Origin of the sequence: Mycolicibacter longobardus (assembly GCF_002102265.1) — a bacterium.
Taxonomy (GTDB): Bacteria; Actinomycetota; Actinomycetes; order Mycobacteriales; family Mycobacteriaceae; genus Mycobacterium; species Mycobacterium longobardum.
Genome location: NZ_LQPG01000017.1, coordinates 1 through 16,982, shown reverse-complemented (window position 1 = coordinate 16,982; position 16,982 = coordinate 1). Strand labels below are relative to the sequence as shown.

The window sequence follows — 16,982 nt, the reverse complement described above, 5'->3', positions numbered from 1 at the left end:
CGCGCTTGCGGTCGTCACTGGCCTCTCACCGTGCGCACGTAGAGCAGCCGATCGCCGGCCTCGATCACATCCACTTCCGGTGCGTCCACCCGGAACAGCTGCCCAGCGCGGACCACACCAAGCACAATGTCTGCCATGTGCCTGGCCGACCCGCCAACCTCGCGTGCCTCGACCTCCCGCTCGGCGATGGCAAACCCGGCATCCGGCGTGAGCAGGTCTTCGATGATCTCCACCACGTTGGGCGTAGTGGTGGCGAGGCCTAGCAGCCGCCCGGCCGTCTCCGAGGACACCACGACCGAATTGGCACCGGACTGTCGCAGCAGATGCTGGTTCTCCGCCTCCCGAATGGACGCCACGATGGTGGCCTGCGGGGCGATTTCACGTGCGGTCAGCGTTACCAGCGCCGCGGTGGCATCGGAGCCGGTGGCCACCACGATCGCCGACGCCCGCTGAGCACTGGCCAACCGCAAGACATCCGACCTGGTCGCATCGCCGTCCACCGTCACCAGCCCGGCGCCTTTCGCCCGATCGAGGACCGCACGGTCGTTGTCCACCACGACGATGTCACTCGGGGTGGTCTCTTGGTCGCCGACCATCGCGGCGATCGCGGTCTTGCCCTTGGTGCCGTACCCGATGACGATGGTGTGGTCTTTCACTTGTTTCCTCCAACGCTGAATACGGAAGGCCTGCCGGGAGGTCTCGGTGAACGCCTCAACAGTCGTTCCGACCAAGAGGATCAAGAACGCGATCCGCAGCGGCGTGATGACCAGGACGTTCATCAAACGGGCGAACTCGGTGATGGGCGTGATGTCGCCGTAGCCCGTCGTCGACAGTGTCACCGCCGAGTAATAAAGGCAGTCCAGGAAGGTCAACCTTTCGCCCTGAACGTCCACGTAGCCGTCTCGGTCGACGTAGACGATCAAGCTGGAGGCCACCAGGGCCGCCAACGCGATGATGGTGCGGCGATAGACCGTGCGGCCGGGTCCCGCCGTGCCCTGGGGGATGCTCAGTACGCTGACAAGCGAATGGCTGGGCTGGGCGGTCAGAGATTCATCCAGGCCGCGCAGCCGCCGCCACCTAGCGCTCGCCACGACGGGCAATCATCGGTCAGCCTGACGCACGGACCCACTGTAACCACACACCTGGTCAGCAGTTGAGCAGTGCGGCGAGCTCGGTCGAATCGGGCAGCTCATCGGCCACGACGGTGGTTCCGGTGCGCACATAGTGGAAGGCGGCCCGCACCTGCGATTCAGGACAGTCGGTCAGTGCAGCCCAGGCCAGGCGGTAGACGCCGAGCTGGACGGCGGCGTGGCGGCGTGCCTCGGCGCCGTCGGGGGCCGCGCCAGTTTTCCAGTCCACCACGGTGACGCCGCCGTCCGGCTCGGCGAACACGGCATCGATGCGGCCCCGCACCACGGTCTGCCCAACGGTCATCTCGAAGGGCACCTCCACGGCGACGGGTGAGCGGGCGGCCCACGGCGAATCCAGGAACGCTGCCTGCAGTCCTGCCAGCTCCTGGGCGTCTGCCCGGGCGGCGTCGGCGTCGGCCGCGCCGGGCAGGTCATCGAGCTCGAACAGCCGCTCGGCCCCGTAGAGCCGCTGCACCCAGTCGTGAAACGCGGTGCCCAGCAACGCATGCGGGTCCGGGCGGGCCGGGAGCCGGCGAGTCAGCCGCTGCGCGGCACCGGCGGGATCACGGCTCAGTTCGACCAAGCTGCTCACCGACAGCTGGTTGGGCAGGGTACGGACCGGCTGCGCGGCCGCCGCGGCCCGCTCGGCCAGCAGCGCTTCGACGTCGGCGGTCCACGGACCGGCGGGCGTGCCCTCCGGCGGTTCGCCGGCCCCGAGCGCCGCCGCGACCAGCGCCGCGCCGCGTTCGACATCTGTGCGCCTTCCGGTCAGCGGATCGGCCGGCCACATTCCTTCGCTTACGTTGCCCGACAGCGGATTCTGTTCGCCGTCGGCCGGCGCGTCGGCCCAGTGCGCGACCACCCCGCAGGGGGTCCCGGCGGCGACCGAGCGGTCGATCACCGCCTTGAGTTCGGCCAGGAAATCTGACGGACCGCGCGGCTTGGTCTCATCGACTCCCCAGTGGTGACCGGAGACCAGCAGGGTGTCTTCGGCCCGGGTGACCGCGACGTAGAGCAGTCGGCGCTCTTCGTCGACCCGACGCTGGTCCAGCCGACTAAGGTGGTGGGAGATGTTGTCGGACAGTTGCTTTCGGTTGGTGACGGCGTCGGTGTCGAGCAGCGGTACGCCATAGTCACCGAATTGAGTGCGGTCGCCGCGCAGCAGCGGCGGCAGTTCGGCAGTGTCGGACAGCCAGCTGCGTCGCGATGCCGCCGACGGAAACACTCGGGCCACCAGGCGCGGTACCGCCACCACCTGCCACTCCAGTCCCTTCGCGGCGTGCACCGTGAGGATCTGGACTCGGTCGGCCGCGACCACCGGCGCAGCCGGAGCCAGCCCGTTCTCCACCACCGCGGCCGCATCCAGATAGGCCAATAGTCCTGGCAGGGACGCGGGGCCGGCGATCTCTTCTGTATAACCGGCCACCACGTCGGCGAAGGCGTCAAGCTGCTCAGTGCCGGCCGCCTCCACCGCCACCGGCTGCGCGGCCCGCACCTCACAGTCCAGTCCGAGCACTCGGCGCACCTCGGCGACCAGGTCGGGCAGCGGATGCCACAGGTGACCGCGCAGCAGGGTCAGCTCCTCGGCCAGCGCGACGATCCGCCGGTGCCCGATGGCCGAATAGCGCTCCGCCGGGCCGGGATCGGCGAGGGCATCGGCCAGACACGCGGTGTCGGAATCGGGTCCGGCCGCTGCGGCGATCTCCGCGGCCGAGGCCGGCCCGGACGGCCGTTCGGGCCGGGCCAGCTCGGTGGCACGTCGCCACAGTGCGGCCAGGTCGGCGACGCCGAGCCGCCACCGCGGCCCGGTCAGCACTCGCATCGCCGCGGCGGCGGCGCTCGGCTCCTGGATCAGCCGCAACATCGCCACCAGATCGGCGACCTCGGGCACCGACAGCAGCCCGGCCAGTCCCACCACCTCCACCGGGAGGCCCCGGGCCCGGATCGCCTCGGCGAGCGGCGCCGCGTCGGCGTTGCGCCGCACCAGCACCGCGGCGGTGGGCGGGGCGGCGCCGTCGGCCTCGGCCTGCCGGTAGCACCGCTGCAATTCCTCAGCGATCCAGTCGTTTTCGGCGGACACATCGGGGAGCAGCGCCAGCCGCACGCTGCCCGCGGGTGCATCCGGGCGAGGCCGCAGCGACTGCACGGTGACGGAGCGCTGCCGCGCCTCCGCGGAGACCTCGTTGGCCACGTGCAGCACCTCCGGCGGGTTGCGCCAGCTGGTCCGCAACTCCAGGGTGGGGGCCGGGCTGCCGTCGGAGAGCGGGAAGTCGGTGGCGAATCGGGGCAGGTTGGTCGCCGAGGCGCCGCGCCAGCCGTAGATCGACTGGATCGGGTCGCCCACCGCCGTCAACGCCAGGCCGTCATCCACGCCGCCGCCGAACAGCGAAGACAAGGCGATCCGCTGGGCGTGTCCGGTGTCCTGGTACTCGTCGAGCAGCACCACCCGGTAACTGGCGCGCAGCCGGGCTCCGACAGCCTCATCTGCCTGCGCCAGCCGGGCGGCGGCGGCCATCTGTGCACCGAAGTCCATCACCTGCTCAGCCCGCATCCGCTGGTGCAGGGCCTCGATCAGTGGCACCAGTTCGGCACGTTCGGTCTGGGTGTCCAGCATCTTGAGCAGCGACTGGTTGGGGTCGGCGCGTTGGCGTGGGCCGGGCGGCAGGGTGTGGACCAGCCGCTCCAGCTCCAGGTGGGTGTGGCGCAGTGCGCCGGTGTCCACCAGGTGTTCAGCCAGTTGTCCGGCCAGGCGCAGCACCGTGGCGGTGACCGCGGCGGGGTCCCGGTGGGTGCGCAGCTCCCCGGGGTAGCTGTTGACGACGTCGAACGCCAACTGCCACAGGCCGGTCTCGGTGAGCAACCGGGTGTCGGGTTCGATGCCGAGCAGCAGCCCGTGTTCGCGCAGCAGCGCGCCGGCGAAGGCGTGGTAGGTGCTGACGGTGGGCGCAGTCGGGACGGCATCGGCGGCCCAGGGTTCAGGGGTCGTCAGGCCGGCTCCGGCCAACCGCGCCAGCCGGGAGCGGACCCGGCGAAGCAGTTGCCCGGCGGCCTTGCGGGTGAACGTCAACCCCAGCACCTGGCCGGGTTCGGCGTAGCCGTTGGCGACCAGCCACACCACCCGGGCGGCCATGGTCTCGGTCTTGCCGGCGCCCGCGCCGGCGATCACCACCAGGGGTCCCGGCGGGGCGGCGATGACCGCGGCCTGTTCCTCGGTGGGCTGGTGCAGCCCGAGCGCGGCCGCTAACTCGGCGGGGTCGTAGCGGGTGGTGCTCACGCGCCGCTCCCGCCGGTGTGGGCCGGGCAGATCGGCCGGACCGGGCAGTGCCGGCAGCCGTCGTTGACCCGAGCGGTGAACTCCGGCCCCGCGGTGGCCTCAGCCGCCTGCGCGATCCGCTCCCGCCATTGCCGGCCGGCTTCGGGTGTGAGCGGGTCCTGTTCGCGCTCGGTGGCGCCGCCCGCCCCGGGTTTGGCCGGATAGACGAGCCGGGCGCCACCAGGCTGTTCGCCGGAACCGATGAGCCCGGCCTCCACCGCCAGCTGGTACACGGCCAGCTGTGCGTGCTGTTGCGCGTCATCCTTGGCGGCCGGGGTCTTGGCAGTCTTGACGTCCACGACCACCAGGCGCCCGGCGGCGTCACGTTCCACCCGGTCGATCCGGCCGCGCACCCGCACTCCGTCGCCGGCGTCGATCACGCCGTCGAACGCGACCTCGGTGCCGACCTCAGTGAGCTGCCCCCGGGTCTGTGCTCTCCACTCCAGAAACGTCTCGATCATGGTGCGATGCCGGTCGTGTTCGTTGGCCGAGTACCACTGCGCGGCGAAGGGCAGTTCCTGCCACGCCCGGTCCAACTCGGCCAGCAACTCCTGCGGACGGTCTGCCGCTTCGGCCACCAGGGCGTGTATCACCGATCCGATCGTCGAACGCAGATCCCGGCCGTCGGTGCCGCCGTGGCGTTCGGCCATCCAGCGCAGCGGGCAGTCCAGCAGGCTCTGCAACGCCGAGGGTGACAGCGTCACGACCTGCCCGCCGTCAGGGTCCCACAGCCGTTCGGTGGTGCTCAGCGGTGCCGTGCCATGCCAGTCCTGCGGATCGGCACCTGGTACCCCGGCCCGGGCCAGGCGGGCCAATTGTGTTGCCGCATCAGACCGTTCGGCATCGGTCACCGCTCCGTCGGGCGCGCAGACCACGGCGCGCAGTCGGCCCACCACGCCAGCCGCCGACAGCACCGGCGGTGCCACGACCGGGACCACCGGCGCCCGTTGGCCGTCGCCGGTGGCGCAGGCCGCCAGTTCGGTGAGGAACTCCGAGGGGATCTGCTCTTCGGCGCCGCCGCCACCTTCGCCGTCGACCGCGGTGATCACCAGCCGGTGCCGCGCCCGGCCCATCGCCGCGACCAGCAGTCGTCGCTCTTCGGCGAGCAACGGCGCCCGGGCCGAGACATCCTCGCCGAGGCCGTGCAGGGTGTCCAGAAGCCGCTGGGTTCCCAGTACGCCACCGCGCGGAACGGTGTTGGGCCACAGTCCTTCCTGGACGCCGGCGATCACCACCAGATCCCACTCGCGTCCGAGCGCCGCGTGCGCGCTGAGCACACCGACCGCTTCGGCGCCCGCCGCGGACTCGACGCGGGGCGCGACGAGTTGCATGGCGGTGACGTACTCGACGAGCCCCGTCAGGGTGGCACCGGCGGTGCGCGTGACGTACTGCTCGGCGAGGTCGAACAGCGCGGTCACCGCATCCAAGTCCCGGCCGGCTTGGGCACCGGCTGGGCCGCCGCGCTCGGCGGCCGACAGCCAGCGTTGTTGCAGCCCCGACCGATTCCAGGCCTGCCACAGCGTGTAGTGCGGATCGCGGCCACCGGCGTGGCTGCGATCCGCCGCCTGCAGCACCGCCCGCACCCTGCGCAGCGCGCGGGCGTGGGCGCCCGGGAGCGGGCCGGGTTCACCGGACAGCACCGCCGCCAGGCGATCGCCCGGGGTTTCCGGTCCGGCCGCGGTGCGGCGCAGCGAGCGCTGCAACTGCCGCAGCGAGATCGGATCCATCCGCCCTATGGGTCCGCTGAGCAGCGTCAACGCCCGGCGGCCATCTGTTACGTCAGCGGTGCATTCGAGCACCGTCAGCAGGGCGGCCACCGCGGGCTGTTCGGTCAGCAGCCCGCCGGCGGCCGGCAGCGTGACCGGGATGCCGGCGGCGGCCAGGGTTCGGGGTAGCCGGGCCGCCGCCCGCAGCACCGAACGGACGATCACCGCCATCTGCGACCACGGCACGCCGTCGATCAGGTGGGCACGGCGCAGCGTGTCCGCGATCAAAGCGGCCTCGGCGTGGCCGGAGGCGACGGTACGCACGGTCACCGATCCGGGGTCGGACCCGCTGCCCTCGAGGTGTCGGGTGGCGCCGAACCCGGGCAGGCGTCCGGCGACCGCGCTGACAGCACGGGCCACCGCAGGGGCGCACCGGTACGACGTCCTCAACGTCACAACCGGGGTGACGCCCCCGCCCGCCTGCACGCCGTCGGCTAGCAAGGCGGTGGGCTCGGCGCCGCGGAACCCGAACACCGCCTGGTCCGGGTCGCCGGCGATCACCGTTCGCAACACCCCGGCGGCGAGCACCCGCACCAACCGAGCCGCCTGCGGGTCGAGTTGCTGTGCGTCGTCGACCAGCAGCAACCGGATCCGGCTGCGTGCTTCGACCAGCAGATCCGCATCGGTTGCGAACGCTTCCAGGGCTGCCCCGACCAATTCCGCCGCGCCCAGCGCCGGGGTGGTCGCCTGGGGGGCCGCGGTGCCGACCGCGGCACGCAGCAGCATCACCTGCTCGTATTGCTGGGCGAACCTGCCCGCGGCCGTCCACTCCGGGCGGCGGCACCGCTTGCCCAGCTTGACCAGCTGGGCCGGGTCGACGCCGCGTTCGGCGCAGCGCGCCATCAGGTCGCGTAGTTCGGTGGCGAAGCCGTCGGTGGCCAGCGCTGCGTGCAACGACGGCGGCCAGGCTCCGGCTCCGTCGCCGGCCAGCAGGTCGCGGATGACACTGTCCTGCTCGGCCCCGGTGACCAGCCGGGGTGGTGCGGCCTCGGCGCGCCGCGCGGCGCGTTGGAGCACCGCGAAGGCGTAGCTGTGCACGGAGCGGACCAGGGATTCGCGGATCACCGGCCGGCCGGGGGGGCGAGCCCGCAGTAGCGCTGCCGTTGTCGCGGCGCGCGCAGCGGTGCCGATCCGGCCGGGGGTGAGCAGCAGCACCGATTCCGGGTCAACACCGCCGGCCACATGGGCTAGGGCCACCTCAACCAGCAGGCTGGTCTTGCCGGTCCCCGGCCCACCGCGCACCTGCAGCACGCCACGCGCACGCGGATCGAGCGCCACGGCGACGTCCGCGGCGCTCGATCCCCAGTGCTGCGTCATGACGCTATGACAGCACTGCCCTCTGACAATCACGGCCGCGACTGGCACCATCGACGGGTGAATCCTCGACTGCACGTGCACCGCTACGGCCCGGATGGCCCGGTGGGGCTGCTGGCGATACACGGGCTGACCGGCCACGGCGCGCGCTGGCGACATGTAGCCGGGCATCTCCCCGAAATCGGCATCGCCGCACCGGACCTGGTCGGGCACGGGCGCTCGTCGTGGGCGGCCCCGTGGACCATCGATGCCAACGTAGCGGCGCTGGCCACCCTGGTCGAGAAGCAGGCCGGTGGACCCGTCCCGGTCGTCGGGCAGTCGTTCGGCGGAGCGATAGCGCTGCACCTGGCCGCGGCACGTCCCGACCTGGTGTCCGCGCTGGTGTTGCTGGACCCGGCGATCGGCTTGGACGGCGCCTGGATGGCACGGATCGCCGACGCGATGCTGACCTCCCCCGACTACCCCGATGCCGCGGAGGCTCGCGCCGAGAAGGAGCACGGTTCGTGGTCCGACGTGGACCCGGCGCTTCTCGACGTCGAACTCGACGAGCATCTGGTCGCACTGCCGACCGGGCGTTTCGGCTGGCGGATCAGTGTGCCCGCGATGATGTCGTACTGGAGCGAGCTGGCCCGGGACATGGTGTTGCCGGCGCCGGGTACCGCGACCACTCTGGTGCGGGCGAGTCGCACCTCGCCGCCCTACGTCAGCGAAGACCTGATCGCCGGGCTGCAGGACCGGCTCGGCACGAATTTCCGACTGGTGGACCTGGATTGCGATCACATGGTCGACCAGGCCCGCCCGGCCGAGGTGGCCGAACTGATCGCTGAACGGCTACCGGTGATGTAGATGGCTCCTGTCACCGAAGCCCAGGTGGAGGCGGTGCGCGCGCTGGTTGCCGCGATTCCCGCCGGCCGGGTCGCCACCTACGGCGATATCTCTTCCGCGGCAGGGCTTTCCAACCCCCGCATTGTGGGCTGGATCATGCGCACCGACTCCGCTGATCTGCCTTGGCATCGGGTGATCCGCGCATCCGGGCGGCCGGCGGCGCACCTGCGCACCGAGCAGTTGGAACGGCTACGCGCCGAAGGGGTGTTGTCAGACGACGGCAAGGTGGACCTCGCCGAGTGTCGGGTTGATGCACGCATTCTTATCGGAAACGTGTATTAACCCGACACTCGACGCGGGGAAGACGGCTAAAGCGCCAGCCGCACCAGAGCCGCGGTGCGCGCCAGCCCGGGGAAAGCCTCCGCTGTCGACCGCGGGTGCAGTGCGTGCACCGCAAGCCGGAACATCAACGCGCGCAACAACATCTGCGGCCACTCGGGCAGCGTCTCCCAGCGTTCGATCAACCCGTCATCGGCGTCCCCCCACGACAGGGCATCCACCACCACCACCCCGGCGGCCCACGAGGCCGGCCGCCAGTAAGGCGTGATGTCGGTGATGCCGGGCGCCGCGGCACCGGAGAACAGCACCGTCCCGTACAGGTCGCCATGCACAAGCTGGCTCGGGCTCTTGGTGGGCTTGCGCAAGGTGGCGAGCTGGTTGATCAGGTCGATCGAGCGCTGACCGTCCACCGAGCCCGGGGCCAACCGGGCGCCGGCCTGCAGCGAGGCGAACGGCCGTTCCTCCCACGCGGCCCGATCCGCGGCGATGAACACGTCGACGTCAGCCCACGGCGCCACCGGCGCCTGGGTGAGGAAGCGGGGCCGCTCCAGCTTGGAGGTGGCTTCGTGCAGCCGAACGGCGGCCGACACCACCTCGTCGTGGCGGGGCTCGGGGCTCCCGCCGACAAAGGTGTCGGCCCGCCAGCCCGAGACCACATAGCGTCCGTCCGTGGATCGCACCGGCCGGGCCAGCCGGATGCCGTCGGCGAACAACGTCTCGCGCACCTTCGCCGACCACGCGGCCCTGGCATGGTCGGCGACCATCGACAGCACCACTTCCCCGCACTTCCAGCCGTCTTCCCAGCCGGCACCCAGCGGTGCGGGTGTGACATTGCGGAGCCCGAACGTCGCCAACACATGTTCAGGCGGCGGCTCGAGGGTCACGCGACAAGCCTAAGCGGTGATCGCAGCGGGTCGCGGCAGGCACGCTTCAGTACATGACCATGTCGGGCTGCATCTGCTTGGCCCACGCCACGATTCCACCCTGCAGATGGACCGCATTGGCGAACCCGGCCTTCTTCAGGGTGGCCAGCACCTCGGCGGAGCGGATGCCGGTCTTGCAGTAGAGCACCGACATCCGGTCCCGCGGCAGGCTCGCCAGGCCGTCGCCGGCGTTGATCGCCGACTGTGGGACCAGCTGCGCGCCCTCGATCCGGTTGATCGCCCATTCCGCCGGTTCGCGCACGTCGATCAGTGCCAGCTCCGTCCCGGAGTCCAGCAGCTCACGCAGCTGGGCCGGGGTGATGGTGGACCCGGAAACCGCCTCGCCCGCTTCGTCAGAGATCACGCCGCAGAACGACTCGTAGTCGATCAACTCGGTGATCGCCGGTGTGGACGGATCCTTGCGGATCGCAATGGTGCGGTAGCTCATCTCCAGGGCGTCGTAGAGCAACAGACGGCCCAGCAGCGGTTCCCCGATACCGGTGATCAGTTTGATCGCTTCGGTGCCCATCACCGACCCGATCGACGCGCACAGCACTCCCAGCACGCCGCCCTCGGCGCACGAAGGGGCCGTGCCCGGCGGCGGGGGCTCGGGGTACAGGTCGCGATAGTTCAGGCCGCGGCCGTTGGGCGCGTCCTCCCAGAACACCGAGACCTGGCCCTCGAAGCGGAAGATCGAACCCCACACGTACGGCTTGTGCGCCAGCACCGCGGCGTCGTTGACCAGGTAGCGGGTGGCGAAGTTGTCGGTGCCGTCCAGGATCAGGTCGTAGGACTCGAACAGCTCGACGGCGTTCGACGGCTCCAACCGGACCTGATGCAGCTGGACCCGCACCAGCGGGTTGATCTCGGCGATCGAGTCGCGCGCGCTTTCGGCTTTCGAGCGGCCGATATCGGAGACCCCGTGAATGACCTGACGCTGCAAGTTGGACTCCTCGACGATGTCGAAGTCGACGATCCCGATGGTGCCGACACCGGCGGCGGCCAGATACAGCAGCGTGGGCGCGCCCAATCCCCCGGCGCCGATCACCAGCACCCGGGCGTTCTTGAGCCGCCGCTGCCCCTGCACGCCCACATCCGGGATGATCAGGTGCCGGCTGTAGCGCTCGACTTCATCCCTGGTCAGCTCGCCGGCCGGCTCCACCAGCGGCGGCAGTGATATCGACACCCGACCATCTTCCCGCAAGCTCAGGAAGTCGGCTCAGGCGATCGGGGAAGGCCACGGATTGAACCGGCACGTCTTGCCGTCGGCTTTGACCCAGTCCGGGTCGAACTTCGCCGCGTCGTCGTTGGAGGTGCCGAACGTCTGCTGCATCATCACCGGCGCCAGGCCGTCCTGCTTCTCGCACGGTTCGTGGTGCTGATACCCGATGGCGTGACCGACCTCGTGGTTGATCAGGTACTGCCGGTAGGACCCGATGTCTCCCTGGAAGGGCACGGCGCCGCGTACCCAGCGGGCCTCGTTGATGAACACCCGCGGTTCCGACGTCGCCCCGTAGGACGGGTTGTAGCAGGACGCCTCCAACGGGATCTCGTAGCCACAGCCCTCCCGGACCGACATGGGAGAGGTCAGTGAGATACGAAAATCAGGAGTGATCGGATCTGTACCGTCCACCCGCACGAATCCGATCTGCGGCGTGTGCGTCCATCCCTTGGGGTTGCGCAGGGTCTGGTCGACCATCCGGGCGAACGCCTCGTCGCCGCCGAACGCGGTGGTGTCGATGCCGTTTTCCACCTCGATGGTGTAGGCGAACACCTTCTCGGTCCCCTGGCCGAACTGCGGTTCCTTGCCCGGGATGACGTGCCAGGTCATGTCACCGGCCTCGGTGAACGGGCCGCCGTCGGGCAGCACCCCGGTCGGCAGGTTGACGTCGAATTCGGTGAGACCGCGCGGTGGCGCGCCGATGATCGAGGTGCCGGCCGATCCGATCGTCGGCGGACCCTGGACCGCGTCGTCGGCGGCCCGGGTGCGCACCCCGGTGCCGGTCACGGTCTGATACACCACCACGACGGTGAGCGCCATCAACACCGGCAGGGCGTAAGCGCGCCAGCCGTAGGTGGACACGAACCTGCCCAGCCAGCTCTGCTTGCGCCACTGGCGGTGGATGTCACGGTCGGACCGCAGTCGCCCGGCACCGGCCGCGAGCGGGTCACGCTGGGCGCGCAGCGGTTCACGGAAGCGATCCCGCAGCACCGGGGCTCGACCACCGCCACTTCGCCCCGGGTCGTAGGTCACCGTCCCAGAATGACACAAGGTCTGCGAGCTGGGACTCTTCGGCGCGCCAGCGACGCGCCGAGGAGAGGTGCTGCGGAGGTGTCTGAAAACCCGTCTCCGCCGAATTGGCGGATGTCGCTGGTGGGTGTCAAGGGCGCAGCGCGTAGTCTCGCTCTCACGCACCGACCGTCGAGTACTCAATCCCGGCGGCCGGCCGAACTGGATTGAGGAGTCGATGAGCAAACCGATCGACACGGCCGAGCGGGACGGCGCCAAGTCGACGGGCCGCAGCTCGGGGGGCGCCAAGGCGTCGGCCACCGGCGGTCGTCGGGGCAGCCGGCTGCCCCGCGACGAGCGCCGCGGCCAGCTGCTGATCGCGGCCAGTGAGGTGTTCGTCGACCGCGGCTACCACGCCGCCGGCATGGATGAGATCGCCGACCGAGCCGGGGTCAGCAAACCCATCCTGTACCAGCACTTCGCGTCGAAGCTGGAGCTGTACCTGGCGGTGCTGGCCCGGCACGTGGAGAACCTGGTCTCCGGTGTCCGTCAGGCCCTGCGCACCACCACCGACAACCGCCAGCGGCTGCGGTCGGCGGTGCAGGCGTTCTTCGACTTCATCGAGCACGACGGCCAGGGGTATCGGCTGATCTTCGAGAACGACAACGTCGCCGAGCCGCAGGTCGCCGTTCAGGTGCGGGTGGCGACCGAATCATGCATCGACGCGATCTTCGACCTGGTCAGCCACGACTCCGGCCTGGACCCGCACCGCGCCCGGATGGTCGCGGTGGGGCTGGTTGCGATCAGCGTCGACTGTGCGAGGTACTGGCTGGACAGCGACCGCCCGATCTCCAAGGAAGACGCCGTCGACGGGACGGTGGCCTTCGCCTGGGGCGGCCTGTCACACGTGCCGCTTAACCGGTAGCGGCGTCGGCTCCGATCCCGAACCCGACTCGCCGGCTGTCGGCGACACCGATCTCCACGTAGGCGATCTTGGCGGTCTGCACCAGGTAGCGCCGGCCCTTCTCGTCGGTGAGGGACAGCAATCCGGCGTCGGCGCCCTTGCCCAACGCGGCGGTGACCAGCTTCTCGACTTCATCGGGCGTCTGCGCACTGTTGATGACCAGTTCGCGCGCGCTGTCGGTGACCCCGATCTTGACCTCCACGCCGGCCCCTTTCGTTTGCGGTGGGCGTTGCTAAGCAGGCTAGTGGACGGACACCACGTGGGTGCGCACCGGCCGTTCGCCCTCGGCGATAACGTCTGGGCGGGCTGCTGCTTGTCGGCCCTAAGCCAGCCCCAGCTCGCGCATGCGCTCGTCATGGGTCTGCTGGACCCGGTCGAAGAACCCGGCCAGGTGCGCCAACCCGGCCGCGCCGGAGACCACCAGATCGACGAGCTCGTCGTGGTCGGCCAACACGTACTGGGCCTGGGTGATGGCCTCGCCGAGCAGCCGGCGCGACCACAGCGCCAGCCGGCTGCGCTGTTTGGCGCTGGCCGTGACGGCGCCGCGCACCTCGTCGACGACGAACTGGGAGTGCTTGGTCTCGGCGAGCACCGCGCGCACCACGTCGGCCACCTCGTCGGGCAGTCCGTGGGCGATCTCCAGGTAGAAGTCGGCGGCCATCGCGTCACCGATGTAGGTCTTGACCAGTGCCTCCAGCCAGGTGCTGGGCATGGTCAGCCGGTGGTAATTGTCCAGGGCGGTAGCGTATTTCGACATCGCCGCCACCACGTCGACACCGCGGCGCTCAAGGGCCTCACGCAGCAACTCGAAGTGGCCCATCTCCGCGGCGGCCATCGCCGCCATCGAGATCCGGCCACGCAGATCGGGGGCCATCCGGGCTTCGTCGGTGAGCCGGTAGAACGCGGCCACCTCGCCGTAGGCCAGCACCGCGAAAAGCTCGTTGACACCGGGATGATCGGCGGACAGCCGCGGCTGGGAAGCCTGCGCCACCGGGTCAGCCGGGGGAACCGAATTCATCACCACACTGTAGGCGTTGCGCGGCTGTGGACCGATGCCCGGCCCGACCAGGTAGTATGAGACCAGGCAGTGCCTGTTCGGCGCTGCCGCGCAATGTGCGTACATGCGGTTGGCCCGCCTACTCGGCGAGTGCAGGGCCCCGACGGTGCTGTTGATGATCGGCAAGGTATCGACCGTCCAAGTGTGTGCGCCCCGACCCGCACCGCGATCGACTGACATACCGCGCCGACTCCGAAAGGCACCTGCCCGCGCATGACCCCGCTTATCTCCACCACCGTTCCCACCACCCCTCCGAGCTTCGCCGAACTGGGCGTGCGCGACGAGATCGTCCGCGCACTCGCCGAGGACGGCATCGAGCACGCTTTCGCGATCCAGGAACTGACGCTGCCGCTGGCACTGGCCGGCGACGACCTGATCGGCCAGGCCCGCACCGGTATGGGCAAGACCTACGGCTTCGGCGTCCCGCTGCTGCAGCGGGTCACCACCAACCCCGATCGACCGCTGACCGGCGCCCCCCGGGCGTTGGTCGTGGTGCCCACCCGGGAGCTGTGCATTCAGGTCTCCGGCGACCTTGCCGACGCGGCGAAATATCTGACCGCCGGGGATCGCCCGCTGTCGGTTCAGGCCATCTACGGCGGACGTCCCTACGAGCCACAGATCGAGGGGCTGCAGGCCGGCGCCGACGTGGTGGTGGGCACCCCGGGCCGGCTGCTCGACCTGGCCCAGCAGGGCCACCTGCAGCTGGGCGGGCTGACCGTGCTGGTGCTCGACGAGGCCGATGAAATGCTCGACCTGGGCTTTTTGCCCGACATCGAGCGCATCCTGGCCCGTATTCCCGACGACCGGCAGTCGATGCTGTTCTCGGCGACCATGCCGGGCCCGATCATCACGCTGGCCCGCAGCTTCATGAACCAGCCCACCCACATTCGAGCCGAGGCACCGCACTCCTCGGCGGTGCATGACGCCACCGAGCAGTTCGTCTACCGGGCACATGCGCTGGACAAGGCGGAGCTGGTCGCCCGGGTGCTGCAGGCCCGCGGGCGCGGCGCCACGATGATCTTCACCCGCACCAAGCGGACCGCGCAGAAGGTCGCCGACGACCTCGGCGAGCGCGGCTTCAAGGTGGGTGCGGTGCACGGCGACCTGGGCCAGATAGCCCGGGAGAAGGCGCTGAAGTCATTCCGGTCCGGTGACATCGACGTGCTGGTGGCCACCGACGTGGCCGCCCGCGGCATCGACATCGACGATGTCACGCACGTCATCAACTACCAGTGCCCCGACGACGAGAAGACCTACGTGCACCGCATCGGCCGCACCGGCCGGGCCGGGCGCACCGGCGTGGCGGTCACCCTGGTCGACTGGGACGAGCTGGCCCGCTGGACGATGATCGACAAGGCCCTCAACCTGTGCTGCCCGGACCCGGCGGAGACCTACTCCAGCTCGCCGCACCTCTTCACCGAGCTGAACATCCCCACCGACGCCGGCGGCACCATCGGCAAAGCCCGCCGGTCACCGGCCAAGCGGCCCGAGGGCGGAGACCGCGAGCACCGCGAAACCTCAGCCGACCGCCAGCGGGCGCCCCGCAACCCCAACAGGTCACGGCGGCGCACCCGAGGCGGCGGCGAGGCGACCAACGGTTCACCGCAGGCCACCGAAGCCAGGACAACCGGCAGCACCGGGTCTTCTGACGCCGACGGCCAGAGCGCACCGCGCCGCCGCCGGCGCCGGCGCCCGAACAAGACCGCGGCCGCCGCCGCGAACGGCAGCTGAGCCCGCGCTCCGCAATGGTGCGACCCGAACGCCGCACCACCGGTGATCTGGTCGCGGCGGCGGTGATCGCAGTCGTGATCGCCGTCGTCGGGGTGGCCATCTGGTGGACCAGCGACGCGCGCGCCACCGAGCTTCGGCCGGCATCAGATTCGGCGACCAATCCCCCGTCGGCCGCAATGGTGCCGGCGGCCCTGTCCCAGCTGTGGACGGCGGCAAGCCCGGTCACATGGGCGCCGGTGATCGTCTCCGGCACCGTCATCACCGGCGACGGGCCTCAGATGAGTGGGCGCGATCCGGCCACCGGGGAAGAACGCTGGAGCTATGCCCGCGGAGTCGATCTGTGTGGAATCTCCTGGGTCTACCGTTACGCCGTTGCCGTCTATCCCGACTCCCGGGGCTGCGGCCAGGTCAGCAGCATCGTCGCCGCGACAGGCACCCGCGGGCCGGCCCGAACCAGCTACGCCGACCGGGCGGTGACCGTCACCTCCGAGGGCAACGCGGTGCTGTCCGCCGGAACCAGCCGACTGGAACTGTGGCGTTCGGACCTGGTCCGGGTGCTGTCCTACGGGGAGATCGATGCCCGGGTCAAGCCGTCGGCTCGCGGCCGCGGCCAGGGCTGCACCCTGGTGTCGGCCGCAGCGGCCTCGTCGGCGGTCTCGGTACTCGAATCCTGCGAGGGGCAGGCCGACCTCCAGTTGACCCTGCTGCGTGCGGGCAAGGACGAAGACGAGCCGGAGACCCAGCATGTCCCGGAACCCGGAGTGGCTGCCGACTCCGGAGCCCGGGTGCTCGCGGTGACCGATTCCGACTCCGGCACCAACACCGCGGTCTACCTGCCCACCCCGCAGCCCCGGATCGAAGTGGTCGACCAGACCGGCTCCACGATCGCCAAGACGCTGTTGCCGGCTGCGCCCACCCCCGGCAGCGCCGTCCTGCCGGTTTCGCGGCCCACCGGGCTGATCTGCTGGTGGACCGGCGATGCCGTGATGGTGTTCGACTCCGGAACCCTGACCTACCGCTACACCGTTGCAGCCTCGGGTGCGACCGTTCCATTGGGACCGGCGGCGCGGATGGGCGATCGGCTGTTGATCCCGGTGACCGGAGGGGTCGGGGTGTACGACCAGAGCACCGGTGCACCCGAACGCGTCATCCCGGTCGGCCGCCCGCCCGGGGTGTCGTCGGTGTTTCCGGCGGTGTCGGGCCCGACGGTGCTGGAGCAGCGCGGCGACACCGTGGTCGCGCTGGGCTGACCTCCCGCCCGCGAACGTGCACAGATGTACAGTCGGCCCCGGCGCGTCGCGTACAAACACGCACTCAGTGTCATTGTCGGTGTTGCCGCTGTTGCGGTGGTTGGGTTCTTTCCCATCTGGAGTCTGGCTCAAAACATGCA

13 protein-coding genes are annotated in these 16,982 nt (G+C 70.4%); 5 read left to right on the top strand and 8 right to left on the bottom strand.

Going from position 1 to position 16,982, the window contains the following annotated elements; all coding sequences use genetic code 11:
* Positions 1–14: 14 nt before the first annotated feature.
* Genes AWC16_RS08585 through AWC16_RS08575 form a run of 3 tightly spaced genes read right to left on the bottom strand, consistent with a single transcriptional unit; the run spans position 15 to position 7,526 of the window.
* On the bottom strand, positions 15–1,091 hold the full coding sequence (locus AWC16_RS08585; RefSeq protein ID WP_085264335.1) for a potassium channel family protein: 1,077 nt from the start codon (positions 1,089–1,091) through the stop codon (positions 15–17).
* A 55-nt stretch (positions 1,092–1,146) separates the two neighbouring features.
* Positions 1,147–4,404 carry an ATP-dependent helicase gene (locus AWC16_RS08580; protein ID WP_234812178.1) on the bottom strand — a complete coding sequence of 1,086 codons (3,258 nt, stop codon included), beginning with the start codon at positions 4,402–4,404 and terminating at the stop codon, positions 1,147–1,149.
* The gene (locus AWC16_RS08575; RefSeq protein WP_085264333.1) at positions 4,401–7,526 is read right to left on the bottom strand and encodes an ATP-dependent helicase; all 3,126 of its coding nucleotides are present in this window, start codon (positions 7,524–7,526) and stop codon (positions 4,401–4,403) included. The genes AWC16_RS08580 and AWC16_RS08575 overlap by 4 nt, the downstream gene beginning before the upstream one ends.
* A gap of 57 nt (positions 7,527–7,583) precedes the next feature.
* Between AWC16_RS08575 and AWC16_RS08570 the strand changes: the two genes are divergently transcribed.
* Together AWC16_RS08570 and AWC16_RS08565 are read left to right on the top strand one after the other, a co-directional pair.
* Complete coding sequence (locus AWC16_RS08570) at positions 7,584–8,369, top strand: alpha/beta fold hydrolase (protein ID WP_109561335.1); 786 nt, start codon at positions 7,584–7,586, stop codon at positions 8,367–8,369.
* A complete protein-coding gene (locus tag AWC16_RS08565; RefSeq protein WP_085264331.1) occupies positions 8,370–8,690 on the top strand; it encodes an MGMT family protein in 321 nt (106 codons plus the stop codon). It begins immediately after the preceding gene.
* 26 nt (positions 8,691–8,716) lie between these two features.
* Here AWC16_RS08565 and AWC16_RS08560 read toward each other — a convergent pair whose 3' ends face one another.
* The 3 genes from AWC16_RS08560 to AWC16_RS08550 are packed head-to-tail and all read right to left on the bottom strand — an operon-like array spanning position 8,717 to position 11,864.
* Entirely contained in the window at positions 8,717–9,571 is an 855-nt protein-coding gene (locus tag AWC16_RS08560) for a TIGR02569 family protein (protein ID WP_085264330.1), read from the bottom strand.
* Positions 9,572–9,617: 46 nt separating this feature from the next.
* A complete protein-coding gene (gene moeZ, locus AWC16_RS08555; protein WP_085264329.1) occupies positions 9,618–10,796 on the bottom strand; it encodes an adenylyltransferase/sulfurtransferase MoeZ in 1,179 nt (392 codons plus the stop codon).
* A gap of 33 nt (positions 10,797–10,829) precedes the next feature.
* On the bottom strand, positions 10,830–11,864 hold the full coding sequence (locus AWC16_RS08550; RefSeq protein ID WP_085264328.1) for a DUF3152 domain-containing protein: 1,035 nt from the start codon (positions 11,862–11,864) through the stop codon (positions 10,830–10,832).
* A 214-nt stretch (positions 11,865–12,078) separates the two neighbouring features.
* Here AWC16_RS08550 and AWC16_RS08545 point away from each other — a divergent pair, with 214 nt between their 5' ends.
* Positions 12,079–12,765: an HTH-type transcriptional activator FasR gene (locus AWC16_RS08545; RefSeq protein WP_085264327.1), complete on the top strand. Its 687-nt coding sequence runs from the start codon at positions 12,079–12,081 to the stop codon at positions 12,763–12,765.
* On the opposite strand, the gene AWC16_RS08540 is transcribed toward AWC16_RS08545, so the two are convergent.
* Complete coding sequence (locus AWC16_RS08540) at positions 12,755–13,006, bottom strand: DUF3107 domain-containing protein (RefSeq protein ID WP_085264326.1); 252 nt, start codon at positions 13,004–13,006, stop codon at positions 12,755–12,757. The genes AWC16_RS08545 and AWC16_RS08540 overlap by 11 nt on opposite strands.
* Positions 13,007–13,126: 120 nt before the next feature.
* The gene (locus AWC16_RS08535; protein WP_085264544.1) at positions 13,127–13,822 is read right to left on the bottom strand and encodes a ferritin-like fold-containing protein; all 696 of its coding nucleotides are present in this window, start codon (positions 13,820–13,822) and stop codon (positions 13,127–13,129) included.
* 252 nt (positions 13,823–14,074) lie between these two features.
* On the opposite strand from AWC16_RS08535, the gene AWC16_RS08530 reads away from it, so the two are divergent.
* Both AWC16_RS08530 and AWC16_RS08525 read left to right on the top strand, forming a co-directional pair.
* Entirely contained in the window at positions 14,075–15,592 is a 1,518-nt protein-coding gene (locus AWC16_RS08530; protein ID WP_085264325.1) for a DEAD/DEAH box helicase, read from the top strand.
* A gap of 14 nt (positions 15,593–15,606) precedes the next feature.
* Positions 15,607–16,842, top strand: coding sequence for an Rv3212 family protein (locus tag AWC16_RS08525; RefSeq protein WP_085264324.1), 1,236 nt, complete (start codon positions 15,607–15,609; stop codon positions 16,840–16,842).
* Positions 16,843–16,982: the final 140 nt, after the last annotated feature.